The organism is Pseudofrankia asymbiotica (assembly GCF_001983105.1).
GTDB classification, from domain to species: Bacteria; Actinomycetota; Actinomycetes; order Frankiales; family Frankiaceae; genus Pseudofrankia; species Pseudofrankia asymbiotica.
Genome location: NZ_MOMC01000058.1, coordinates 65,071 through 89,684 on the forward strand (window position 1 = coordinate 65,071; position 24,614 = coordinate 89,684).

The following is a 24,614-nucleotide window of genomic DNA, read 5'->3' on the forward strand; positions in this document are numbered from 1 at the left end:
CTGATGGGAAATCTGCTCGAAGGCAAGAGCGCCATCGTCACCGGCTCCGGCGGTGGCGTCGGCCGGGCGTCGGCCTTACGGTTCGCCGAGGAGGGCGCGAAGGTCGTCTGCGCCGACATCCGGCTCGACCCGGTCAAGGAGACGGTGAGCCTGATCGAGGCCGCCGGCGGCACGGCCGTCGCCGTCGGCGCCGACGTGTCGAAGGAGGATGACGTCGCCGCGATGATCGCGGCGGCGGTCGAGGCCTTCGGCCGGCTCGACATCCTGTTCAACAACGTCGGCGTCCCGACGCCGCGGCTCGGCACCAAGCTGGAGGACCACACCGCCGAGGACTTCCGGCGCCTCACCGACATCAACTTCGGCGGCGTCTTCTACGGCATCAAGCACGCCATCCTGCAGTACAAGGCGCAGGGCGGCGGCGGCGTCATCCTCAGCACCGGATCGGTCGCCGGCCTCGTCGCCTGGGGCGGCTCCGTGTACGGGGCGACGAAGGGCGCGGTGCACCAGCTCACGAAGGCCGCCGCCATCGAGGGCGCGCCGTTCGACATCCGGGCCAACGCGATCTGCCCGGCCGGAATGCCGTTCACCGGATTCATGGCGGCGGGCGGCATGACGGTGACCGACGAGGCGACGCTGCGTCACATCGCCGAGACGACCGGGGCCAACCACCCGCTCGGCCGGCCCATCACCGCCGAGGACTGCGCCGAGGCCGCCGTCTTCCTGGTCAGCGACCGGGCCGCGAACGTCACCGGCGTCCTGCTGCCGGTCGACGGCGGCTACGTGGCGCGCTAGCCGCCACGCCTACCCCACCGAAATCGGCGGACAATTCCATGACCGAGATAGCCACCCTCGACCGCGCACGCATCCAGGAGCTCTTCGACCTGCGCGGCGCCTACCTCGCCCGTTCCGGCGGCGGCTACCAGGACGACCCGTACCCGGCCTGGCACCGGCTGCGGGAACAGGCCGCGGTACATCCGGGCACCCTGCACGAGCTCACCGGCATCGGCGAGCCGCTGATGTTCGCCGGCCTGCCCTTCCCGGACCGGCCGCACTTCACCGCCTTCAGCTGGGCCGCCTGCGACGCCGCCTATCGCGACGCCGAGGTGTTCGCCTCCTCCCCCGAGCCGGTCGACCTCGTCGGCGGCCCGTCCGCCGTGCTCAACAGCATGCTGTCGATGGGCGGCACCGAGCACCGCCGTTACCGGGCGCTCGTCCAGCCGTCGTTCGTGCCGAACCGGGCGCAGTGGTGGATCCGCAACTGGATCGAGCAGACGGTCCAGCTGCTGATCGACGGCTTCGTGGACGACGGCCGGGCGGAGCTGAACGTCGACTTCTGCGCCGCGATTCCCGTGCTGACGATCACGGGCAGCTTCGGGGTGCCCGTCGACCAGGCGTTGGACATCCGCGCCGCGCTCAGCCAGCCGGAGAAGGTCATCGAGATCATCCGGCCGATCGTCGCCGCCCGGCGCGAGTCGCCGGGCGACGACCTGATCAGCGTGCTCACGCAGGCGGAGACGACCGACGAGAACGGTGTCCGTCACCGGCTCTCCGACGCCGAGATCTACTCGTTCTCGCTGCTGCTGCTCGCCGCCGGCTCGGGCACGACGTGGAAGCAGATGGGCAGCATGATCACCATTCTGCTGCAGCGGCCCGACGTGCTCCAGGCGGTCCGCGACGACCGGGCGCTGCTGCGGCCGGCGATCGAGGAATCGCTGCGCTGGCTGCCGACCGACCCGATGTTCGCCCGGTACGTCACCCGCGACGTCGAGTTCCACGGCGTGCACCTGCCGAAGGGCGCGGTGCTGCACCTCTGCCTGGGTGCCGCCAACCGTGACCCGGCCCGCTGGGACCGGCCCGACGAGTACGACATCGCCCGGCCGCTGAAGCCGTCGTTCGCGTTCGGCGGCGGCGCGCACGTGTGCCTCGGCATGCACGTCGCCCGGGCCGAGATCCGCGTCGCCATCAACGCGCTCCTCGACCGGCTGCCGAACCTGCGCCTCGACCCGGACGCCGAACCCCCGCGGTTCGTCGGCATGTACGAGCGCGGCGCGACCGCGATCCCCGTCCTGTTCGGCTGACGCGGGCCACCCGCCGGCCCCGGCCAGCCGAGGCCAGGGCCGGCGTGGCCCCGCCGACTCCATCGACCCCGCGATCCCCGTCGATCCCGCAATCCCCGCAATCCCCGCCGACCCCGCGATCCCCGCCGACCCCGCAGGCCGCGGCGCGCCGCGGCCGAGCGGGCGAGCGCGGGCCGCCACGCCACGCCTTCGACCTCCGGAGAACCCCGTGAGCGAACCGAACTACGTCAAGCCCGAGCTCACCCTGCTGGGCGCCGACCACATCCGCGCCTACCGGGAGACCGACGGCGAGACCGGCTACCTCTGGAACGGCGTCCCGACGCTGTTGCTGACCACGACCGGCCGGCGCACCGGCGAGCCCCGCACCTCGGCGCTGATCTTCGCCCGTGACGGGGACGGCTTCCTCGTCGTCGCCTCCACCGGCGGTGCGCCCCAGCACCCCAAGTGGTACCTGAACCTCGAGGCGAACCCGGCCGCCGAGATCCAGGTCAAGGGGGAGCACATCAAGGTCGTCGCGCACACGGCCAGCCCGGAGGAGAAGCCCCGCCTCTGGAAGATCGTGACCGACGCCTGGCCGAACTACGACGTGTACCAGACCCGCACCGAACGCGTGATCCCGGTCGTGGTGCTACGCCCCGCCTGAGCACCCCCCGGTCGTGAGCCCCCCGCCCGCCGGTCCTTCGGCGCCCCACCGCCCGGGCCTCCGGCACCCCGCCGCCTGAGCCTTCGGCACCCCGCCGCCCGCGCCTTCGGCGAAGTGGCGGCGGTGACCGGCCGGCGGCGCCAGAATTGCTGCCGGCCACCTCGTGCCCCCTCTCGCACCACCCGCCCGCCCCCGCGACCAAGGAGAAGAGATGCTCCCGCAGGTCCCGACGGAGACCGCGCCGCACGCGGCACCCGGCCACCGCACCGCCCCCGAGGCCGCCTTATGAGCACGGTCGCGCCGCGGTTCCCCGACACCCTCGACGAGGCGCTCTCGCCCGTCTGGCTGACGGAGATCCTCAGCAAGCAGTACCCGGGCATCCGGGTCCACGGATCCAGTCGCGGCCCCATCGTCGCCCGGGTCGCGACCAACCTCCGCTTCGATGTCGACTGCGACGGCCTGGGCGAGGGTGAGGCGCCGCTGAAGCTCTGCGTCAAGGGCTTCTTCACGCCGGCCGGCGAGCTCGTGCACGGCACCGGCGAGCACGAGGCGTACTTCTACCGGGATCTCGTCGACTCCACCGGCGTCCGCACGCTGAACGCCGTCTACGCCGACGTCCACCCGGAGCACGGCGGCGGCGTGATCATCACCCGGGACATCGTCGCCGAGGGCGCGACCTTCCTCGACGCACTCGCGCCTTACACCCCGGACCAGGCCGCGGTCAGCCTCTCCCAGCTCGCCAAGCTGCACTCGTCCACCTGGAACGCGCCCGCGCTCGCCGACGTCGGCTGGCTCGCGCCCCGCCTCGACGGCCACCTCAGGCACCGCGGCTTCAAGGAGATCAACGGAAACTTCACCGGCCCGATCGGCGCCGGCGTCCCGGCGGAGGTCCGCGACGCCCAGCGGCTCGTCGACGCCTACGGGCGGTTCGCCGCCCTGGTCGCGGCCGCCGACCCGTGGTGCATCGTGCACGGCGACCCGCACGTCGGGAACGTCTACCTCGACGCCGAGGGCCGGCCGTCGTTCGTCGACTGGCAGCTCGCGCAGCGCGGCCCGTGGTGGGTCGACATCGGCTACCACATCGCGTCGGCGCTGACGATCGAGGACCGGCGGGCCAACGAGCGTGACCTGCTCCAGCACTACCTCGACGAGCTGCGCGCCGGCGGGGTCGACGCCCCGTCGCTCGACGACGCCTGGACCGGGTACCGCCAGGGCATCGTCGAGGGCTTCTACCTGTGGGGCATCACCCTCAAGGTCAAGCCGGAGCTCACCACGGCGCTGCTCACCCGGATCGGCACCGCGGTCGCCGACCACGACTCCCTCACGGCCGTCCTCGACGCGGAGGACTGAATCGTGCCCGTTGCCTTGGTCACCGGCGCGAGCCGCGGCATCGGCAAGGCGATCGCCGTGCACCTGGCCCGGGGCGGCCCGGTACACCTGGCAGTTCCTGACGCGAAGATGTGACGGTGCTCCCTGGCCGCCCCAAACGGCGGCCGGGCAGCTGACACGCCCCGGGCGAGTTGGTGGATGGGTGGGGTGAGGCTGGTGGACGGGCTTCGGGTGGGGTTCCACGCCGGGATGGACGTCGAGCGGGCGATGGCGCTCGAGCGGCTGCCGATCGACTCGCTGTGGGCGGCCGGGCACATCGCCTCGCCGAACCCGACGAGCGAGGCGATGATGGGCCTCGCCCGCCTGTCGGYGGTGACCACGCGGGTGGCGATCGGGACGTCAATCCTGCTGCTGCCCCTCTACCAGCCGGCGATCATCGCCAAGCAGGTCGCCGAGCTCGACCGCGCCACCGGCGGGCGGATCATCCTCGGGGTCGGCATCGGCGGCGAGTACCCGGCGGAGTTCGACGCCTGCCAGGTCCCGGTGCGGGAACGCGGCCCGCGCACCAACGAGGCGATCCCCCTCCTGCGCCGGCTGTGGACCGGTGAGGAGGTGTCCCACGACGGGCCGTTCTACCCGATCGAGAAGGCCAGGATCCATCCCGCCCCGGTACAATCCGGTGGCCCGCCCATCGTGGTCGCCGGCCGCCGCGAGCCCGCGATGCGGCGCGCGGCGCTGCTCGGCGACGGTTGGATGCCGTACCTCTTCTCTCCCCGCCGCTACGCGGCGTCGGTGGAGACCATCCGCAGGACGGCCGACGAGGCCGGCCGCGACCTGAGCGGTTTCGACTGGTACGCGTTCGTGTTCGTCAACGTCGACGACGACGGTGCCCGCGCCCGCGAGGGCACGGCCCAGACCCTCGGCGGCACCTATCGCCAGGATTTCGACGCGATGCTCGACAGCGTCGCCGCCACAGGCACCCCCGCCGAGGTCCTCGCCAAGCTGCGCGCCTTCGTCGACGCCGGCGCCCGTCACTTCATCTTCATGCCCGCCGTCGGCGCCACCGGCGATCCCGACGTCCTCGCCCACCGCCTCCTCGACGAGATCATCCCGCCCCTGCGCGACCACGTGACCTAGCCGCGCCTCATCTCGTCGCCTCACGCTCACCGGACGTAACGCCCTGCCCTGTGTTTGGGCAGGGCGTTACGTCCGGCTCTGTGTGGGCAGGGCGTCCGTCCGGCCCATACGCAGGGCAGGTGCTCTCCGGCGGATCGGCGACGAGAACGACAAGGCACGCTGCCGACGGACCAACGAGCAGGCACAACGAGGGCGATGGTGGACGCGTGGCGAAAGTCCGCATCCGCGGGCGCAAGCTCCCGCCAGGCGGAGCCGACCCGAATTTCATTCACGCGGATCGCGGCGACACCATGGGCGTTCGGCGGTTCACGAGAAACGACCTCCAGGCGCGTTGTTCACACACAGCTCCGGCATGGACGGAGACTCCCGGCCCAGCCACGCAGGTGCAGCGCGATGGCCTGTCTGCGGGCGGCCTCACAGGGGTTGGCGAGTACCAACGAGCCCGGGAGGTGGAGGATCTCAAGATGGTCGACCTTGATGTCAAAATCGCGCAGCTGGCCTTTCAGCCACGCCTCGTGTTGCCCGTGGTACTTCCATCCATCCAGCTCCACAACGAGCCGCTCACGCTCGTAGAAGCCGTCGAAGATGTACCGGCCGCTCTGCCCCTGGAAACGAACCTGCCGAGCCGGCTCCGRCAGTCCGTGCCGCCGACACAACTGCACGTGCCGTACCTCCAGCAACGAATGCGCGCCATCAGCCGCAAGCAAACAACACTCTTCCAGCAACTTACGATGTCGGGCATGGTTGTACCGCTCCAAAGCCTTGCTCAACCGCACACCCGTAGTAGCACGGTTACGCACCGCCTTCGCGACCAACTCGCAGACCGCCTCCAGGTCATCGAGCTGCTCGGCGAGGTCGAGGACCGTGCGCTCTAGCGATGTACGCGGCGGTGCGTCCGAGCGATGGATATCCGTACCCGGCAACGACCGGCGGGTGCGGTGGATTTGGACGCCCTCGGCCGCGGCGAGCCTCATCGACCCGGTGACGAGCACATGGATGGCTTGCGGCGGCTCGTCCCGGAGACCCCAGCTGTGTGCCGCGGACTCCCGGCAGAGAACCGCCTCCGGCCCGGCGTAGAGAACCGCGGCCCACAGCCGGGTGTCGGCCGCCAATGGCCCGTTGTAGGCGGCATAAACCCTCGGATGCACACGCTGCCATCGCCGCGCGGCCACCTGCGCCCTCACACGGTAGTCAGGTATACCGTATCGTCTCGCCTGGTCGACAGTGAATGCGGCCGCCTGCGCGCGGACCAGAGCGCCCCACGGGGCGTTCTCCGAGTCCCGAAGCTCGATCTGCATGCACCGACCTTGCCCCAGCCCGCGCTCTGACTCGATCCGTGGGCCGCGGGCCGCGCCTTGACACAAACTGTGGCAGCTCATCAAGCCAATGGGCTTGCCCATCTGACACACTTCGATACAGGTGCCGCTGGGTGTGTCAGATGGGCGAGTCTATGGGCTCGGCCAAATGACACGGTTTCTGTTTGGGACGAGGCCTCGGCCGGGCGACACGTCAGGGTGCCTGCGGCGCGCACTGGGCAATCACACCGGCCGGTCAGGGCAGGGCGCCAGCGGGCGTTTCAGCCGTGCGGAGTCAATCACTCTGAGTATGTGAGACGGCGGGCGGGTCGACGGGCGCGGAACCGGCCGGTAGCAGCGCCCCAGCATCGCGCCCGGGGCCCCGCCGGATCGACGAAGCCGGATTGGTGGGCCGCCAGCCGCCCCTCCGCTCCGCTCCGACCTAGGGTGACTGGTGCCGGTGAGCGATGCCCGCGAGGCGGGTGCGGAGCTCCACCAGGTGATCGACTCAGGCGGGCCGGGTGAAGCTGGCGGGGACGCAGGGGCGCATCGCCTCCGGGACCGCGGGCTCGGCGGCGAGGACGCGCATGAGAAGTGCCAGCAGCTGCTCCTGCTCGGCCGGCGACAGCACGCCGAGCGAGCGCGGCGGGACGGTGAGGATCTCCAGGGCCTGAGCCAGGACCTGCTGGCCCTCCTCCGTCATGGCGACGGTCTTGGCCCGCCGGTCGGTCGGGTGCGGCTCGCGGCGGGCGACACCGCGGCGCTCCAGGATGTCCACCACGCTGGTCAGGTAGGACGGATCGTGCCGGAATGTCTCGATCAGCTCGCGCATGGGACGCGGCCCGGACGCGAGCACCATGAGGATCTTCATGGCGGCCGGAGTAAGGTCCACCGCCTGGCAGACGTCATGCATCCGGGTATGCGCCTCGCCGCCCATGGTCAGCGCCAGCATGGCGCGCCAGGTCTCCCGGGCGAGCGTCGCCTCCCGGGTGAACGTCGCCTCCCCGCCAGTCCGCCCAGCGGCCTCGATCATGCCTCGATGGTAGCGGCTGACGTCGCGATGCGGTCCTTGTTACAACAATATGTTTGACACTACTCAACGATCGCCCGCATGCTGGGCGACGACAGCATCGTTCGCGTCATCGTTCTCGTCCCGTCCGCTCGCCGGAGGGGCCGCGTCCGGGTCCTCCGGGTCCGCTACGCCGACCCGGAGGACCCGGCTACGCGACCGACCTCCCCGCGCCTGCCACCCTCTCCCCGGGAGATCATCGTGCCCGACCAACCCACCGAGGCCTCGCCGCCGGCAAGCGCCGCGCCAGGACCGGTCTCCGACAAGCTCGACCCGGCCCTGCTCCGGCTCTCYGGCACCGTCATGCTCGGCGCGATCATGGTGATCCTGGACACCACGATCGTCTCGGTGGCGATCCACGACCTTGGTACCGAGTTCGACACCTCGCTCTCCACGATCTCCTGGGTCACCACGGGCTACCTGCTCGCGCTCGCGGTGGTCATCCCGATGGCCGGCTGGGCCGTCGAACGGTTCGGCGCCACCCGGATGTGGAACATCTCGCTGGCCCTGTTCGTGATCGGCAGCGCGCTGTGCGGCCTGGCCTGGTCCGCGCCGGCGCTGGTCTTCTTCCGGGTGCTTCAGGGCCTCGGCGGCGGCATGATCATGCCGATCTGTATGACGCTGCTCGCCCAGGCAGCCGGCCCGCAGCGCATGGGCCGGGTGATGAGCATCATCGGCGTCCCGACGCTGATCGCGCCGGTGCTCGGCCCGGTCATCGGCGGTCTGATCGTCGACAACCTGAGCTGGCGCTGGATCTTCTACGTGAACCTCCCGATCGGCGTTCTCGCGCTGTTCCTGTCCTGGCGGGTGCTGGAGCGTGGCGACCGAGGAGCGTCGCACCACCGGCTCGACGTTCCGGGCCTCGCCCTGATCTCGCCGGGACTCGCGGCGCTCGTCTACGGCCTGTCCGAGGCGGGCAACAGCGGCGGGTTCGGCGCCACGAAGGTGCAGGTCGCGATTCCGCTCGGCATCGTCCTGCTGGCCGGGTTCGTCGTGCACGCCCTGCGCCGGGCCGACCCACTGCTCGACATGAAGATGTTCCGCAACCGGTCGTTCAGCGTCGCGGGCATCGCCACCTTCGTGATCGGCGCCATCCTGTTCGGCGCGATGTTCCTGCTGCCGCTGTACTACCAGGTCGTCCGTGGGCAGAGCGCCATGGCCGCCGGCCTGCTGCTCGCGCCACAGGGCCTCGGCGCGATGATCGCAATGCCGCTCGCCGGAAAGATCTCCGACCGCCGCGGCGCCGGCTACGTCGTCCCCGTCGGCATGGCGGTGACGCTGATCGGCACCCTGCTGTTCACCCAGGTCGACGCGCATTCCAACGAGGTCGTGCTGGCGCTGTCCCTGTTCGTGCGCGGGCTCGGTTTCGGCGCGGCGATGATGCCGGCGATGGGCGCCGCGTACCAGACGCTCGCGCCGACGGACATACCGCGGGCGACCACCACGCTGAACATCCTGCAGCGGGTCGGCGGCTCGCTCGCGACCGCGCTGGTCGCCGTCGAGCTGCAGCGCGGCATCGCCAGCCGGCTGCCGGACCTCGCCGGCGGCGGGCAGGGGGCGCTCGCCGCGTCGTCCGCGCAGAAGCTGCCGGCGGCCGTCGCCGACAAGGTGGGGGCCRCCTTCGGCGCGACCTTCTGGTGGGTCGTCGGCCTGTCCGCCATCGGCTTCGTCGCCAGCCTCCTCCTGCCCCGTCACCCCGCTGGGACCGCCCGCGGTGCGGCCAAGGCCGAGGCCGGGGCCGACGAGCCCGGTGCGCCCGTCCGACAGGTCGTCGCGGTCGAATAGGCGGCGCGGTCGCCGTACGAGCGTCCAGCCTCGGGCCGCACGGCCTTGTAACCGCACGACTCCGCACCACACCGCACCGCACCGCACCGCAGGGCACAGCACCAGCGGAATCCCCAGCCGACGTCGTCGGCTGGGGATTTCCTGTTGTCCCCCGCACGAACGACCACGCCCGACCGGTTACGCTTTTGCCGATCTCGGCGGGGGTAGGTAGATAGAGCACGGATTGTCTCTGGGCCGTGGCTGGCGCGCCGGTCCCACCAGTGACCTGCCGCGAGGAGGACCCCCATGTCGACAGATGAGACCGAGACGTCACCCGGCTCCCGCCCCAGCTCAACGGCGGCCACCGGCCCCCGCTCCAAGCCGATCGCTGCTCCCGTCTCTCGCCCCGCCCCGGTGGCGCCCGTGGCTTCCCAACGATGGTTCGGCGCCCCTCGCTATCTCGTCCTGTGCCTTCTCGGCATCGCCATGCTGGGYTCACTCGGCGGCTGGATCGCGATGGTCCTGATGGACAAGGAGGTGCCCGACGGCTTCCCGGTCGTCATCGGCACCGTCATCGGCGGCCTCGTGGGCATCGCCGCCACCGACAGATCCTCCTGAGCCCTTTACCCGCCGCCCGGCGGAGGTGGACGGGTGGCATTCTCGTGATGTTGATGTGGAGCTGGCGCCGGATGGTGTGAGGCTGGCGTGGCTGGCCTGGCTGGTGAGGCCGGGGCGAGGGAGAGGTGCCTGGTGAGCCGGCGCGTCGTCTACGTGATCGTGTGCGGAGCTGGGCCCGCCGGCAATGTCGGGCAGTTGGTGACGCACGCCCGGGAAGCCGGCTGGGATGCCTACCTCGTTCCCACGGACACGGCGCGGCGGCACTTCCTCGATGTGCCGGCGCTCGAGGAGCTCACCGGCCACCCGCTGCGCGGGCGTTTCCGGACGACCGGTGAGCCGGGCCGCCTGCCCGGCGCCGACGCCGTCATCGTGGCGCCGGCGACCTACAACACGATCAACAAGTGGGCCGCGGGCATCGCCGACACCTACCCGCTCACGCTGCTGGCCGAGCTGACGGGTGCCGGTGTGCCGATCATCGTGCTGCCCTACGTCAACTCGGCGTTCGCGGCCAACCGTGTCTTCACCCGCAGCCTCGACGAGCTGCGCGCCGGCGGGGTGACGGTCCTCTACGGCCCGGGAGCCTTTGAGCCGCACCCGCCGCGCGGCGGCACGATCGACACCTTTCCCTGGGATCTGGCCGTTCAGGCCCTCGACGTCAAGGTCTAGCCACGGCTCCGTCCGCGTCGGGCGCGCGGTCGAGAAGCTCGGCCAGGTGCAGGCCGTGGACGCCCGCGAGCTGAGCCAGCTGGGTGCGGCAGGAGAAGCCGTCGGCAAGCACGACACCCCCCGGTTCGGCAGCGCGCACGGCCGGGAGCAGGGCGGTCTCCGCGACGGCGACGGACACCTCGTAGTGGCCCTTCTCGACGCCGAAGTTGCCCGCGAGGCCACAGCAGCCGCCCACGGCCTTGACCTCGGCACCGGCGGCGGCGAGCAGGGCGGCGTCGGGATCCCAGCCGAGGACGGCATGGTGGTGGCAGTGGGGCTGGGCCACCGCCCGGACACCGTCAAGGCGCGGCGGCGCCCAGCCGGCGGTGGCGGACAGCAGCTCGGCCAGGGTTCGGGTCGCCGCGGCGACCCGGGCGGCCCGGGGGTCGTCCGGAAGAAGCTCGACGACGTCGCGGCGCAGAACGGCGGTACAGGACGGTTCCAGACCGATGACCGGGATGCCGGCGTCGAGGGCCGGGGCGAGCGCGTCGAGGGTGCGGCGGAGCTGCCGCCGGGCGGTGTCGAGCTGCCCGGTGGAGATCCAGGTCAGGCCGCAGCAGGCCGGCCCCTCGGGCATGCGGACCTCGTAGCCGGCCGATTCCAGCACCCGCACCGCCGCCTGGCCGACCTCGGGGCTGAAGTGCTCGGTGAACGTGTCCACCCACAGAACCACCGGCCCCCGCCCGCCCGCGCCCTCCGCGCCGCCGTCGCCGCCGGCGCCCGTGGCGTCGGCGACATCCGCGGCGCCGACGACACCCGTGGCGACGGCGCCCGCGGCGACGGCGGCCCCTGGGGCCGGACGCCGCGCGAACCACTGGCGGAAGGTCTGGGCGGCGAACTCGGGAAGGTCACGGCGCTGGTCGATGCCGCCGAGGCCCTTGGCCAGCCGGGCCAGGGCCGGGCGGCGCAGCGTCGCGTTGGCCAGGCGAGGCGCGCGCGCGGCGGCGCGGGCGGCCCGCGGCAGCCAGCCGAGGCTGTAGTGCGACGCCGGCCGCGGCCGATGGCGGTACTTCTGGTAGAGCGCCTCGGCCTTGTAGGTGGCCATGTCGACGCCGGTCGGGCAGTCGGTGGCGCAGCCCCGGCAGGACAGGCACAGGTCGAGCGACTCCTCGACCTCCTTCGCCCGGAATCCCCCGATCAGCGTGCCGTTGGCGACCTCCTGCAGCACCCGCGCCCGCCCGCGGGTGGAGTCCTTCTCATCCCGGGTGGCGAGGAACGACGGGCACATGACGCCACCGGCCGCCGTGTTGTCCGCGCGGCACCGACCCATGCCGACGCAGCGGTGCAGGGCCGTCGTCAGGTCGCCGCCGTCCTCCGAGTAGGCGAAGGCGAGGCCGCGCCGCAGCGGCCGGGCCAGCGGAACGCGCAGGTCGGCGTCGAGGGGCCGCGGGTCGACGAGGACGCCCGGGTTGAGGACGTTGCCCGGGTCGAAGGCGTGCTTGACGGCACCGAAGGTGGCGATCGCCGACGGGGAGTACATGTGGCCGAGCAGTTCGCTCCTCGCGCGACCGTCGCCATGCTCGCCGGACACCGACCCGCCGTGGCGCGCCACCAGCCGCGCTCCGGCGACCATGAACTCACGGAACGGCTTCGGGTCCTGGCCATAGGCGAACGGGAAGTCGATCCGGGCATGGACGCAGCCGTCGCCGAAATGCCCGTACATCAACCCATCCAGCCGGTGCTCGGCCAGGAGCGCGGCGAACTCCCGCAGGTAGGCCCCGAGCCGCTCGGGTGGGACGGCCGCGTCCTCCCAGCCCGGCCAGGCCGGCGCTCCGGCCGGGGTGCGCCCGCCGAGCCCAGCCCCGTCCTCGCGGATCCGCCACAGCGCGCGGGCCGCCGGACCGGTGACCACGGCCGACTCCAGGCAGCCGGCGTCCGCGGCGAGCCGGCGGGCGGCCTCGACCGCCTCCGCCTGGGTCGCTCCCGCGGTCTCGACGAACAGCCAACCGCCACCGCGCGGCAGGTCCGGCACGGCCGCCGGGCCGCGGCGCGAGCGGACCACCTCGACCAGCCGCGCGTCCATTCCCTCGAGCGCGACGGGCGCGTGCGGACGCACCGCGCCGACCGCCTCCGCGGCCGTCGGCATGTCCTCGTAGCCGAGCACGGCGAGCGCCACCGCCGCCGGGGTCTCGACCAGCCGGACCGTGGCCTCGACGACTACTCCGAGCGTGCCCTCGGTTCCGACGAGGAACCGGGCCAGGTCGGCCCCGTTCTCCGGGAGCAGATGCTCCAGCGAGTAGCCGGAGACCTGGCGGGTGAAGCGGCCGAACTCTGTGCGGATCAGCCCGAGGTTGGCGCTGACGACCTGCTCGAGGTTCTTGCCGATCGCCCCGGCGGCGCTGAGCCCCTCGCGGCCGAAGGCGCGCGCCGTGAGCCGGTCACCGTCGGCCGTCAGCAGGTCGAGCGTGACGACGTTGTCGGCGGTGCGGCCGTAGCGCATCGCCCGCGAGCCGCACGCGTTGTTCCCGATCGCGCCGCCGATGGTCGCGCGGGAATGCGTCGACGGGTCCGGGCCGAACCGCAGCCCGTGCGCCGCGGCGGCCGCGGTGACGTCGTCGAGGATCGCGCCCGGCTGGACGCGCGCCGTGCCGCCCTCCGGGTCAACGGCGAGCACCTGGTTCATGTGCCGGGAGAAGTCCAGGACAATCCCCGAGCCGATCGCGTTGCCCGCGATTGATGTTCCCCCGCCGCGCGCCGTCAGCGGCACCCCGGCCTCACGGGCCACCGCCAGCGCCGCCGCGACCTCGTCGCCATCGCGCGGGAACACCACCGCCGCCGGCATGACCCGGTAGTTCGACGCGTCCGACGAGTACTCGGCCCGGCGCCGCGCCGAAGCGTCTACCTCACGAAGCCCGGCCCGCGCCAGCGCCCCCGTCAACTCTCTCGGATCGCTCACCCACCCATCCTGCTCTTCTCCTCCGATCCCGAGGTCTCCGGGCGAGAGCCAGTGGGCGTGGCCTGGGTCGCTTATCGGCCGATCCGGCCAAGCTCGTGCTGGCTGTACTGGCTGTGCCGGTCGACGAGGAGGGCCAGGTAGTCGGCGGTGGGGCCGTCCAGGGCGGCCAGCTCCCCGGACGTGGAGGCGAACGCGATCTGGTCGAGTTCGGGGTCGTGGCCGCGCGCCTTCTCGGCCTCGATCAGGGACTCGTGCTGCTGGCGCAGCGACGAGACGGACCTGGGGGGCGCGCGGAACACGACACCGACGTCGCCCCGGGGGCCTAGCAGGAGGCACTCGAGGCCGAGGTCCTCGGCGGCCGCCTCGGTTCCCGTCTCCTCTCGCAGCTCCCGGGCCGCGAGCGCGCGAAGCCCCTCGACGTCCAAGGGCTCGCCCTCGGCCTTCGGTGGCTCGCCCGTCCCGCTGGGCAGCTGCCAGCGACCGGGAGCAGCCGTCCATGACGCCATCCGCCCGAGCAGCAGCCGCCCGTCGTCCGTCGGCTGCAGGACGCTGACGAAAAGGTGCGGAAGCCAGCAGGTGGCACCGGGAACCTTGCGCAGCACGTAGCGCCGGTATGTCGTCCGCATCCAGGCGAGCACCAGGCCGTCAGGGCCTTCCCGCCCCAGCCCGCCGGACGCGGCCACCGACCCGTCGAACATGCTCGGCTGGGCCAGGACGGCGTCATCCCAGGCGCGGTCGGTGAGTTCCTGCTCCTCGGCCGACAGCGGCGGCGCCTCGACCTCCACCAGCCGGAGCCGCTCGGTCGTCAGAACCATGAGCTCGTCCAGCGGAGCCAGCCAGTCCGTCACCGGATCAGACTCGCACAGTCGGTGCGACGAGCCCCGCACCATTAGGGCACGACAACCGCGCCTCGTCCTACGCACCGCCATCTAGAGGCATCTAGGCACCTAGGCACCGCCGACGTCACCGTCCGGACGGGCGGCCGTCTGGGTCGCGGCGACCACCTGGGCGATGAGACTGGCGATGTGTCCCTCGGAGGTGTCTTTTGTGATCCCCAGGCCGCCGAGCAGCGGCCCGTCCTCCTCCAGATTCTCCAGCTCGAGCAGGGCAAGCAGGATGTGTTCGGTGCCGATGTAGTTGTGGCCGAGGCGCAGCGCCTCGCGGAAGGTCAGTGTCAGTGCCTTCTTGGCCCGGCCGTCGAACGGGACCAGCTTCGCCGCGGCTCCCGATCCCTCCGCCCGCGTCGTCTCGACGCGCGGCGGCAGCGCCGCCGTGGCGGCGGCGCGGACCGCGTCCAGCGAGACACCGGACGCGACGATCACCTTCGCGGCGATGGCCTCCGGTTCGGTCAGCAGGCCGAGTACGAGGTGTGCGGGGATGATCTGGTCGTTGCCCGCCGCGATCGCCTCGTTCTGGGATGCCATCACGACGTTGCGGGCTCGCGGGGTGTAGCGGGCGAAGCCCTGGTTCGGGTCGAGGTCCGACGGCTCGCCGGGATCCTTCGGCACGAAGCGCTTCTGCGCGGCCTGCTTGCTGACGCCCATACTCTGGCCGATCTCCGTCCACGAGGCGCCCGAACGGCGCGCCTGGTCGACGAAGTGCCCGATCAGGTGGTCGGCGACGTCGCCGAGGTGATCGGCCGCGATGACCGCATCGGCGAGTTGGTCGAGGGGATTCGCATGCACCGTCTTGATGGCGTCGAWCAGGTCGTCGAGCCGCACGGGTGCCGTCATCTGCACTGGTTCCACCATGCGTCAACCATAGGTTGACGATAGATCGTCGTCAACTCCAAGTTGACGGCATCCGGCCACCCATAGCCGATCTTCGTTGGCCGAGGGTAGGCGGTGATCGTCAAGCACGCCCGGCACCCCCACGCTCTGACTGGCGGCGGAAACGCACCCGAGCGGGCGCCGGCGGAGCCGTGGGCGGGGTGAGAGGAGGGTGCGGGACCCGGAGGCGTGAGTGACGCGGCGCGGGTTGGCGCGGATGGAACGCGCATAGAAGATGCCGGTCGGTCGGCGCGGTACGGGGGGATCCGCGCCGGCCCGGCCGGCATTCACTCGATAGTGCCTCAAGGCAACGGAAGTGTCGATACCCGCCACATAGTCGTTCGCCCCTCACCGTCGGTAGCAGCAATGTGGGCGCCCTGATCCGGCACCGCGCGAGCGCATCTGGGCAGGTGAGCCCGGCCAGGCGAGGGTGGGCGGGACACGGCGTTCGCTCTCCTACCGCGACCACGCTTCTACCACAGGTCACCGCGTGGAGGACGCGGACAGCCCCGCCTCGGAGACCAGCCGCCGACGCGGGGATCATCGGGGAATGGCTACTCCCCCGACGAAGCTCGATGGGCCCGCCGACAGCTACGAACGGACCCGGCCCCGGTACCCGGTCGAGCTGTTCGCCCACGCTGTCACCCTGCTGCCGGCGGGCGCCCGGCCGACGGTCGTGGACGTGGGCGCGGGCACCGGGATCGCCCTGGAGGCGCTGCTCCCGCGGCTTCCCGCCGACGCCGAGGTGCACGCGGTCGACGTGTCCGGGGACATGATCACGATCGGTAAGGAGAAGTTCCCGCAGGTCGCGTGGGAGCAGGGAAAGGCCGAGGAGTTCCTCGGGCGGTTCACCGACATCGACTTCGTCGTGTCCGCCCAGTCGTACCAGTGGATGGACCGGCCGGCTTTCCTGGCCGCCGCCGCCCGGGCACTGCGGCCGGGCGGGGTGTGCATGGTCGTCCAGAACAACCGCGACTACCAGGTAGGTGGCCTCGCCGCGGAGTACGAGAGCCTTCTCGAGGAGATCTCGCCCTTCCACAGTCGCAGCCGCGCCTTCCAGCCCATCGATGTCGAGACAGAGCTGTCGGCCCACTTTGACGAGGTAGAACGCCGCGCGGTGGAATGGCGGCAGCCGCTCACGATCAACGAGTTCGTCGCGATGAGCTCGTCATCGACTCAGGGCCAGCGCGCCATCGCCGCCGCCGGCCCGCTGTTCCTCCGCCAGGTCCGCACGCTGTGCGCCAAGCRCGAGAAGGACGGCCGGGTCCTCCTCCCTTACGTGACCGAGGCCTTCTACGGCAGGGCCCGTGCCGCCTGACGGGCGCGCGGCGGTCGCACCCTGCCGCGGCTGGCGGCCCGATCCCCGACCCCGCCAAGTCCACCGAGCGCGGGAAGACCGGTCATCCGCGGCGAATCCGCACGGGCGGCCAGCCGAACGACGTCCGCTACCGCACGATGGCGCGACCGAGACGAACGGTTATCCACAGGTTGCCGGACGCGACTACGCAGGCAACGCTTTGTGTGGTAACACCTCTTTGTCAACGAATACGTCGGAACGCCTGAACGTTCCGGTCGCGGTATCCGCCAGGCAGCCCATGTTCGAAGGGCGATCGGCACCCGTGTCGGTCGCACGGTCGCGTCGTTCCGTCGTTCGCGACGAGCCATCCCGGCTGAGTCGTCAGCGCGTCGCGCTCGCCACCAGTTCTGGTGGGATCCCGCGCCCCAGCGCCGAGGCGTCCCTGTTTCATGCCTTACTGGGAGGGCCCATGCGTCCCGGCTTTCAACGACACCCCCGCCGTCCGGCCGTGTGAGCCGGCCGATGACGGCGACCACGCCACGCACCGTGCCGCGCGGCCGGCCCGATCCCGTCGAGACGGCGACCGGCCGGGGCGGCACACACGGGTCGTCGCGGGCTGGCCGGGGCGTGAGCGACCGCGGCGGCTGGGGCGCCCGGGCAGGACGCGACAACGGCACGGGTGCGGACGCCGCCGGCCTCGGCCCGGCCAGCACCGGTACCGGCACCGGCCGGGCCATCAGCGAACCACCAGGCGGTGGCCCGACGGGCGGCGGCGGGCGAGGCGGGCGGGCACGTGCCGGTGACCGCGCGCTGGCCGGCTGGCCCGGCATGGCCGAGATCCTTCGTGGGCTGGCCGCGCTCGCCTCGCTCGGCGCGCTCCTGGTCGCCGTCCCCGTCGTGCTGTGGGCCTGGCGAGCCAACCCGCTGCCCATGGCGGGCCGGCCGTACGCCGGGTGGGATGTCGTCGCCGCGGTGAGCTGGCTGCTGTGGGCATGGCTCGTCGTCTGTGTCGGCTTCGAGATCGCCGCCCAGCGGGCACGGGCGACCGACCGGGACCGGATCGCCCGGCCGGGCGGGACCAGCGGGGCAGCCGGAGGCAGCGGACGGTTCGAGGCCRACGCGCCGGGCAGCAGGCCGAGTGGCACGCATCGCGGTCGAGGCGGCAGGCCGAGTGGTGAGGCGGCCCCGCCCGGTCCAGCCGCACGAGCCGTCGACGAGGCACGGGGCACGCGGCGGCACGCGGCACCGGCGCCGCCGTTCGTCCGGCGGGGCACCGCCCGCCTGGTCGCCACCGCGGGCGTCGTCGTGGCGGCCCTGATGTCCAGCCGCGCCGCGCTCGCGGCCACGGAGCAGGAGCAGCGCCCGGCCACCATCGCGACCGCGATCGCGAGCCCGGACCCGAACGGTCTGGCCGGACCGGACGCCTCCGGCGCGGCCGGGGACGGGCAGCCGGCCGGGCTGCTCCCCACGGCCGCGAGCCACACCGTCCAGCGGGGCGAGTCCCTCTGGTCCATCGCCGAGGACGGCTACCCCGAGGCGGCCCCCGCCCAGCTGCCCGCCGCGGTCGACACCGTCTTCGCCACCAACCGCGGCGCCGCCGATCCCTCCGGCCACCGCCTCGCCGACCCGAACCTGATCAATCCGGGCATGCGGCTAGCGCTGCCCGCCCTGGACGCGGCCGGGCACGCCGTCCCGACTACCGGAGGCGGCGCTCCCCCTCCCGGCGGTGCTTTCGCTCCCGGCGGCGGAGGCGGTCCGGCATCACCTGGGGGCGCGCCCACGGGCGAGACGCCGCGGCCGTCGACGCAGCCGCCCACGGCGTCGCCGGGCGGCGCACAGCCACCACCCGCGACACCACGGCCGGCGCCCCCGGCGAGCACGCTGGCCACGCCAGGCACGTCACCGACGACGACACCCGACGCAGGACCGTCATCCGCCGCGGGTCCGGCGTCTCCCGGCCGGACGACGGCGAGCGGGTCGCCGACCGGCCCCGGAACGCCCTCGCCGGGCACGGGCACCGGTCCCCAGACCTCCGGGACCGGCGGCACGGCCGATGGGCGCGCGGGCGGGGGCGGGACGGCGGAACACGTCGAGCCGAGCCGGGGTGGTGCGTATGACGTCCCTACATGGCAGGCCGAGACGTGGGTGACGGCCGCCGGCCTGCTCGGGGCCGCGGCTGTCGCCTCCGTCTCCTCCTCTCGGCGCCGCCGCCGGGAGGAGTCCGTGCCAGACACGATCTCGGTCGCCGGGCCGGGCGGCGACCTCCCCGACGACGGGCCGATCTCGGTCGAGGTGCTTCGTCCCGCCGGCCCTCCCCCTCCTCCCCCTCCCCCTCCTCCCCCTCTTCCGCTTCCGCTTCCGCCGCCGCCCGCCGCCCGGACAAACGCCGACGCGGCCCGCCGGTCCAAGGCACTGCGGATCGCTCTCCTGCTCGGCGAGCAACACCTGCGGTCCGGTAACCCCGACGCCGCCCTGGCCGCCACACAGCGCGGCCTCGCCGTCCACCCCTTTCATCCCGGTCTGTTCGCGCTGCGGATGCGCGCCTACGCGGCATCCGGCGACCACGTCTCGATGACGACCGAGTACGGCGCCTATCTCTTCGCAGAACAGGCAAATCCCTCGTGGACCGGCGAGACCGACCGCGACCTGGAGAATCTCTACTGGTCCCTGCGTCACCAGCTGGAGTCATCCGGCACCCCCTGAACGAACCGCACGCTCCGGAAGTGGGCCGCGGACGGAGGCCGTCAGGCAGCGACGACGGAGTGGAGCGGAGCAAGCGCCGCGCTCCAGCTGACGACCTGGTCGAGCATCCTGTGCAGCGCGGCCAGGTCCTCGTCGCGGGCCTTGAAGACGGCGGCGGGCCCGGAATCGGCCATGGGCGACAGAACCAACCGCTCACGGACATCGGCCATCATCAGCTCACCGGCGATCAGCCGCAGGCGTTCGACCGCCTGGCCGCCGACGACGTCGCACGACACGAACCCGACGGCCTTGTTGTTCCATTCCGTGGACAGGTCCATGGACGGGCACTCGAGCCCGCCCGCGAGCACCCCGGAGATGCTGTGGTCGCGGTCCGCGGCGACCACGACAAACCCGTCCAGGGAAGCGACCCTGGCCGCCCACTCCGTCGCGTGGTCGTGCCGGTCATGGCCAGCCAGGGAGGACGGCGGCGCGTCCACCGGCAACGCGTCCACCGGCGGCGCCTCCACCGGCAGCGCGTTTGCCGGCGGCGCCTCCACCGGCAGCGGCGAACAGGCGCGCGGGTCGACCAGTTCGAACTCGGCGTCGCCCCGGCGCGAGGCCACGTCACAGACCCACCTGGCCACCTGCTCGCTGACCGGGTGGGGGCGCTCTGAACCGAGGACCACGCCGATCCTGATCGGCGCGGGTTCTCCCGATCCGCCGGGGTCCGTCGCCKCGTTCGCGCCGGTGGTGGTCAGGATTCGCGGACGAGCCGGTTGCCGGGATGTCCTGGGATCGGCCCCCCTCGGACGTTGTTCAGAACGCACCGGGGACGGGAGCAGCCGGTAACAGCGGTGGATCAGGAAGGCGGCGAGCGGGAGTTCCACGAAGACGGCGAGTGCGACCGACACCCAGACGTCGGATGTGCCGACATCAAACGAGATGTCGAACCAGGCGTCGCAGATGAGCAGGACGGCGGTAGCGGGTCCGGTCAGGAACACGGCGCGGTGACGTCGCCAGCCGAGTACCGCGGTAGCCGCCATGACCGCGATCAGCATCGCGTCGAAGCCCACCCACGCGGCGCGCCACTGGTGGACCTCGCGGTTCGCCGGCAGCGTCACGGCGAGAAGGATCGTCCACGGAACGAGGCTGGCGGCGCACACCGCGAGAAGCTCCAGCGTCCGCCGGGACCGCGGCTGCGTCGGGGCGGACGTCCGGGCGGACGTCGCGGCGCGGCGGGACGTTCGGGGCGTCACCGCTCCAGCCGGCGACCCGCCCGAAAGATCGGGAACGATGCCGGCCTCGAGGAGAGCCCGCAGCCGCCCCGCCCTCCCGGTGACCCGCCCGACGAGCCCGGACACGACCCGCTCGATCTTGCCATCGCCGCGGGCAGCCATAGTCGCCTCCTTGGCCGGACCGTTGTCACACTGACGAGTACACGTCCGCCGACGGTGGACAACAATCGGATTCCCTCGCCTCGTTCTGCCCGGTGGCGGCTGTCGCGGAGCTCACCTCGACGCCGGCGCCTCCGGTGGCGGCCGGGAGCATGGGCTGGATCCGAGAGACGCAGGACGACCAAGGGCCATATACGGCGACATTGGTTGCATGTGGCAACCCGGAAAGCGTGTGATGGCTCGAAGCAGGGCTGGCCGGGTCCGGGCGGCACCAGACGTCTGGCTTGGAGAGGCGGCGACGTGGGTGAACTCGACGGTCTGACCCGTCCGGAGCTGGTGGGCTCGCTGTTGGCCGAGGCCCTGGGCGACGACGGGTGGCGCGCGATCGAGCCGCGGCTGATCGCGGGTGGGAAGTCGAACCTGACGTTCGAGCTGGTGAGCCCGGCGGGGTCGGTCGTGCTGCGGCGGCCGCCGTCGGGGCACATTCTGCGCGGAGCGCACGACATGGGCCGGGAGGCGCGGGTCCAGGCGGCGCTCGCCGGCACAGGCGTCCCGGTCGCGCGCGTCCTGCTTGTCCGCGACGAGTCCGGCCCGCTGGGCGTGCCGTTCTACGTGATGGAGAAGGTGGCCGGGCACGCGATCCGCGACGTGCTCCCGCCCGGTTACGCCGAGGACGGCGCCAGCCGGGCGGCGATGGCGCACGCGCTGGTCGACACGCTCGCGACGCTGCACGCCGTGGACCCGATCGCGGTCGGGCTGGGCGACTACGGGCGGCACTCCGGGTTCATGGCCAGGCAGGTGCGGACCTGGACGCGCCAGTGGGAGGCCGCGAGGACACGCGACGTGCCGGCGATGGACGAGCTCGGGCGCCGGCTGGCGGAGCACCCGTTCACCGAGCCCGCGCGCCCGTCCGTCGTGCATGGCGACTACCGCCTCGACAACGTGCTCATGCACCCCGAGGATCCGGGCCGGATCGGCGCCGTGCTGGACTGGGAGCTGTCGACGCTCGGCGACCCGCTGGCCGACGTGGGCATGCTGCTCTTCTACTGGACCGAGCCGGGCGAAAGATCGCCGCTGCTGATCCCGGCGGTCATGGCCAAGCCCGGCTTCCCGCGCCGGGCCTCCCTCGTCGAGCGCTATGCGTCGCGCAGCGGCGCGGACCTCGCGGACCTCGGCGCCTACCTCGCCTTCGCCCACTTCAAGTTCGCCGCGATCGCGCAGGGTGTCGCCGCTCGGGCGGCCGCCGGCGTGATGGCCGGCCAGGACTTCGGCGACCTGTCCGGCGCGCCCGAACGGATCGCTCTCGACGGCCTGGATCGCTGGAAGGGATGAGCCGGGCCACCGATCATCCTGGGAGGGCCCGCACCGGTCGTCGGCGAAGGCGGAGCGACGGCTGGGTCGCCTGGACGCCGGGTCGGCCGGGTCGCCCGGGTCGGCCGGAACGCTCCGACAGTGGGAAAGCCCCGACGGCGGGGAAGCCCGAACTGCTGGGAAGGACGGGAGACGGCCATGGACTTCGAGCTGTCGGACAGCGCGCGCGACACCTGCGAGCGGATGTGGGACTTCATGCGGGAGGAGGTGTTCCCGGCCGAGCCGGTGTGGCGCGACTGGCTGCGGGAGCATGGCGAGCACGCGTACCCACCGGTAATGGAGGAGCTGAAGGCCTCAGCCCGCAAACGCGGCCTGTGGAACCTCTTCCTGCCGGCCTGGTCGGGCCTCTCGAACGTGGACTACGCGTCGGTGGCGGAGATCTCCGGATGGTCGCCGGTAATCGCCCCGGAGGCGATCAACTGCCAGGCGCCCGACACCGGCAACATGGAGACGCTGGAGCTTTTCGGCACCTCCGAGCAGCGGGCCCGCTGGCTGGAGCCGCTGAAGGACGGGCACATCCGGTCGGCATTCGCGATGACCGAGCCCGCCGTCGCCTCGTCGGACGCGACGAATATCCGGACGTCGATCGTCCGGAACGGCGACGAGTACGTCATCAACGGCCGGAAATGGTTCATTACCGGTGTCGCGGACGAGCGCTGCGAAATCCTCATCGTGATGGGCCAGACCAATCCGGACGCTGACCCGCACCGGCGGCAGTCGATGATCCTCGTGCCGCTGGCCACGCCGGGGGTCACGGTCGTGCGCCACCTGCCGGTGTTCGGCTTCCAGGACCAGCACGGCCACTCCGAGATCGTGTTCGAGGACGTCCGCGTGCCGGCGTCCAACCTGCTGTCGGGCGAGGGCGAGGGGTTCGCGATCTCGCAGGCGCGGCTCGGGCCCGGACGGATCCACCACGCGATGCGGGCGATCGGGATGGCCGAGCGGGCGCTCGCGCTGATGGTCGAGCGGGCGAAGAGCAGGACGGCGTTCGGCGGGCCGCTCTCCGACCAGGGCGTGGTCCGGGACCTGATCGCCCAGTCCCGGATCGAGATCGACCAGGTACGGCTGTATGTGCTCAAGACGGCCTGGCTGATCGACCGGCATGGCGCGCGCGGCGCCGCCACGGAGATCTCCGGGATCAAGGTCGCCGCGCCGGCCGTGGCCACCGCCGTCATCGACCGGGCGATCGAGGTCCACGGTGCCGCCGGCGTCAGTGACGACACCCCGCTGGCCCACTTCTACGCCTCGGCGCGCGCCCTGCGCATCGTCGACGGCCCGGACGCCGTCCACCGCCGCACCATCGCCCGCCRCGAGCTACGCGCCGAACGCCCCTACCTCGGCTGACGGCGCCCGCCGCCCGCCGACGTGCGTGGACGCCCGCGAACGGCTCTCGGGCGCCCGCGGATCCGGCGGGAGGGGGAGGGGGAGGGGTGGAGACTCGGCGGCGACGGATCCGGTCGCGGGGTCTAGTCGGTGGTGTCGGGGTGGGTACGGATCCACTCGTCGATGAGGCAGGTGGCCAGCCAGTGGCCGCTCGAGACGGCCATGTGCCTCGCCGATACGCCGTTCCCGCCCTCACCCCGCCGTCGCGGGTCCGCTCCCCGGGCGAGAAGGTACGCCGTCATGTCGACGTGCAGCGGTTCGCCGGTCAGCGCGTGCGCGTCCAGTTCCATGTCTATCGCGCGGTGCAGGAGCGTCAGCCCGTCGCGTTCCTCGTGAACGTCGGCGCCGGCGTCGAGGAGGTCCCGGAGGGCGGGCAGGTCCTCCATCTCCACGGCTCGGTGCGTGGGAGTCCAGTCGTCGAGCACGCCGCTTACCCCTGAACCTTGCACCAGAGCCCACCAGTCCCTTCCTGGTGACACGCCTCGACCGGACACGGCTGCAGGTCGATGATCCTATCCGGGCGCCGTGAGCCACGTTCCGCCCGGTATGCCGGATACGGCCTACCGCAGGATCGGCCCGATGCTCCCATAGCGGGAAAATCCGCAGCGGGCTACCACCGGCTGGTATGCCCGCTGTCGCCGGGTGAATACCAATGGTATGTACGACAAGACCCCGGCTCGGCTCGGGAGCCGTCCGCGGCCCCGATGACCGGCGAGTAAGCGAGCCGGCCGTATCGGCGACATTTACGTCGCGGGCATGGTTCGCTCTCGGACCTGAGACGGACCTGAGAGGGTGTTCCGTMGGTTGATGTAACAGGTGAGCGGTAGCGGCTTGATGTCTGTTTCGCCTGGTCGCGGGTCTGATGGTCGGGTTGTCGGGTTGCGGTTCTGGGTGGTTGCGGTGTGCTGGAAGGTATGGYCGAACGCAAGCCGTACCCCAGTGATCTCTCGGACGAGGAGTGGGACCTGATCCGCCCGGTGCTGGACGGGTGGAAGGCACGACACCGGTCGGCCTCGGGCGTCGGGGGCCGCTACGAGCTGCGGGAGATCGTCAACGCGATCCGCTACCAGGACCGGACCGGGGTCCAGTGGCGTTACCTGCCGCACGACCTGCCCCCGCACAGCGCGGTGTACTACTACTTCGGCGCCTGGCGCGACGACGGCACCGACCAGGTGCTCCACGAC

Annotated in this window: 20 protein-coding genes; 13 read left to right on the forward strand and 7 right to left on the reverse strand. The window is 72.2% G+C overall.

Annotated elements, in window-relative coordinates:
* Positions 1-3: 3 nt before the first annotated feature.
* From BL253_RS27495 to BL253_RS27515, 5 genes are all read left to right on the forward strand, one after another.
* Entirely contained in the window at positions 4-792 is a 789-nt protein-coding gene (locus BL253_RS27495) for an SDR family NAD(P)-dependent oxidoreductase (protein ID WP_076820201.1), read from the forward strand.
* A 38-nt stretch (positions 793-830) separates the two neighbouring features.
* Complete coding sequence (locus tag BL253_RS27500; protein WP_076820202.1) at positions 831-2,078, forward strand: cytochrome P450; 1,248 nt, start codon at positions 831-833, stop codon at positions 2,076-2,078.
* 208 nt (positions 2,079-2,286) lie between these two features.
* Positions 2,287-2,721 carry a nitroreductase family deazaflavin-dependent oxidoreductase gene (locus BL253_RS27505; protein ID WP_076820203.1) on the forward strand — a complete coding sequence of 145 codons (435 nt, stop codon included), beginning with the start codon at positions 2,287-2,289 and terminating at the stop codon, positions 2,719-2,721.
* 285 nt (positions 2,722-3,006) lie between these two features.
* Complete coding sequence (locus tag BL253_RS27510; RefSeq protein WP_076820204.1) at positions 3,007-4,071, forward strand: phosphotransferase; 1,065 nt, start codon at positions 3,007-3,009, stop codon at positions 4,069-4,071.
* 186 nt (positions 4,072-4,257) lie between these two features.
* Positions 4,258-5,187, forward strand: coding sequence for an LLM class flavin-dependent oxidoreductase (locus BL253_RS27515; RefSeq protein WP_241835208.1), 930 nt, complete (start codon positions 4,258-4,260; stop codon positions 5,185-5,187).
* A gap of 335 nt (positions 5,188-5,522) precedes the next feature.
* On the opposite strand, the gene BL253_RS27520 is transcribed toward BL253_RS27515, so the two are convergent.
* Positions 5,523-6,485 (reverse strand): PDDEXK family nuclease, encoded by a 963-nt coding sequence (locus BL253_RS27520; RefSeq protein WP_076820206.1) that lies wholly within the window; start codon positions 6,483-6,485, stop codon positions 5,523-5,525.
* A 505-nt stretch (positions 6,486-6,990) separates the two neighbouring features.
* Positions 6,991-7,515: a MarR family winged helix-turn-helix transcriptional regulator gene (locus tag BL253_RS27525; protein WP_076820207.1), complete on the reverse strand. Its 525-nt coding sequence runs from the start codon at positions 7,513-7,515 to the stop codon at positions 6,991-6,993.
* A gap of 237 nt (positions 7,516-7,752) precedes the next feature.
* Here BL253_RS27525 and BL253_RS27530 point away from each other — a divergent pair, with 237 nt between their 5' ends.
* The 3 genes from BL253_RS27530 to BL253_RS27540 all read left to right on the forward strand — a co-directional run bounded on the left by BL253_RS27530 (position 7,753) and on the right by BL253_RS27540 (position 10,599).
* Positions 7,753-9,336, forward strand: a complete 1,584-nt coding sequence (locus BL253_RS27530; protein WP_076820227.1) for a DHA2 family efflux MFS transporter permease subunit — start codon at positions 7,753-7,755, stop codon at positions 9,334-9,336.
* Positions 9,337-9,621: 285 nt separating this feature from the next.
* A complete protein-coding gene (locus tag BL253_RS27535; RefSeq protein ID WP_076820208.1) occupies positions 9,622-9,933 on the forward strand; it encodes a hypothetical protein in 312 nt (103 codons plus the stop codon).
* A 132-nt stretch (positions 9,934-10,065) separates the two neighbouring features.
* Positions 10,066-10,599, forward strand: a complete 534-nt coding sequence (locus BL253_RS27540) for a flavoprotein (RefSeq protein WP_076820209.1) — start codon at positions 10,066-10,068, stop codon at positions 10,597-10,599.
* Here the strand turns inward: BL253_RS27540 and BL253_RS27545 are convergent.
* The 3 genes from BL253_RS27545 to BL253_RS27555 form a co-directional block, all read right to left on the reverse strand.
* Positions 10,589-13,534 (reverse strand): FAD-binding and (Fe-S)-binding domain-containing protein, encoded by a 2,946-nt coding sequence (locus BL253_RS27545; RefSeq protein WP_076820210.1) that lies wholly within the window; start codon positions 13,532-13,534, stop codon positions 10,589-10,591. The two genes, BL253_RS27540 and BL253_RS27545, sit on opposite strands and share 11 nt — an antisense overlap.
* 71 nt (positions 13,535-13,605) lie before the next feature.
* Positions 13,606-14,382 (reverse strand): NUDIX hydrolase, encoded by a 777-nt coding sequence (locus BL253_RS27550; protein ID WP_096336099.1) that lies wholly within the window; start codon positions 14,380-14,382, stop codon positions 13,606-13,608.
* Positions 14,383-14,481: 99 nt separating this feature from the next.
* Positions 14,482-15,285: a Clp protease N-terminal domain-containing protein gene (locus BL253_RS27555; protein ID WP_076820211.1), complete on the reverse strand. Its 804-nt coding sequence runs from the start codon at positions 15,283-15,285 to the stop codon at positions 14,482-14,484.
* 568 nt (positions 15,286-15,853) lie between these two features.
* Here BL253_RS27555 and BL253_RS27560 point away from each other — a divergent pair.
* Positions 15,854-16,621 (forward strand): class I SAM-dependent methyltransferase, encoded by a 768-nt coding sequence (locus BL253_RS27560; RefSeq protein WP_076820212.1) that lies wholly within the window; start codon positions 15,854-15,856, stop codon positions 16,619-16,621.
* 501 nt (positions 16,622-17,122) lie between these two features.
* Positions 17,123-19,303, forward strand: a complete 2,181-nt coding sequence (locus BL253_RS27565; RefSeq protein WP_076820213.1) for a LysM peptidoglycan-binding domain-containing protein — start codon at positions 17,123-17,125, stop codon at positions 19,301-19,303.
* Positions 19,304-19,344: 41 nt separating this feature from the next.
* On the opposite strand, the gene BL253_RS43035 is transcribed toward BL253_RS27565, so the two are convergent.
* A complete protein-coding gene (locus tag BL253_RS43035) occupies positions 19,345-20,679 on the reverse strand; it encodes an NADPH-dependent FMN reductase (RefSeq protein WP_241835209.1) in 1,335 nt (444 codons plus the stop codon).
* A gap of 297 nt (positions 20,680-20,976) precedes the next feature.
* On the opposite strand from BL253_RS43035, the gene BL253_RS27575 reads away from it, so the two are divergent.
* Together BL253_RS27575 and BL253_RS27580 are read left to right on the forward strand one after the other, a co-directional pair.
* Positions 20,977-22,008: a phosphotransferase family protein gene (locus BL253_RS27575; protein WP_076820214.1), complete on the forward strand. Its 1,032-nt coding sequence runs from the start codon at positions 20,977-20,979 to the stop codon at positions 22,006-22,008.
* Between the two features lie 177 nt (positions 22,009-22,185).
* On the forward strand, positions 22,186-23,391 hold the full coding sequence (locus BL253_RS27580) for an acyl-CoA dehydrogenase family protein (RefSeq protein WP_076820215.1): 1,206 nt from the start codon (positions 22,186-22,188) through the stop codon (positions 23,389-23,391).
* A 122-nt stretch (positions 23,392-23,513) separates the two neighbouring features.
* Here the strand turns inward: BL253_RS27580 and BL253_RS27585 are convergent, their stop codons facing one another.
* Positions 23,514-23,879 carry an ankyrin repeat domain-containing protein gene (locus tag BL253_RS27585; protein ID WP_241835210.1) on the reverse strand — a complete coding sequence of 122 codons (366 nt, stop codon included), beginning with the start codon at positions 23,877-23,879 and terminating at the stop codon, positions 23,514-23,516.
* A 465-nt stretch (positions 23,880-24,344) separates the two neighbouring features.
* On the opposite strand from BL253_RS27585, the gene BL253_RS27590 reads away from it, so the two are divergent.
* Positions 24,345-24,614, forward strand: a 270-nt coding sequence (locus BL253_RS27590; RefSeq protein ID WP_131831586.1) for a transposase, incomplete at its 3' end; no start/stop codon positions are given.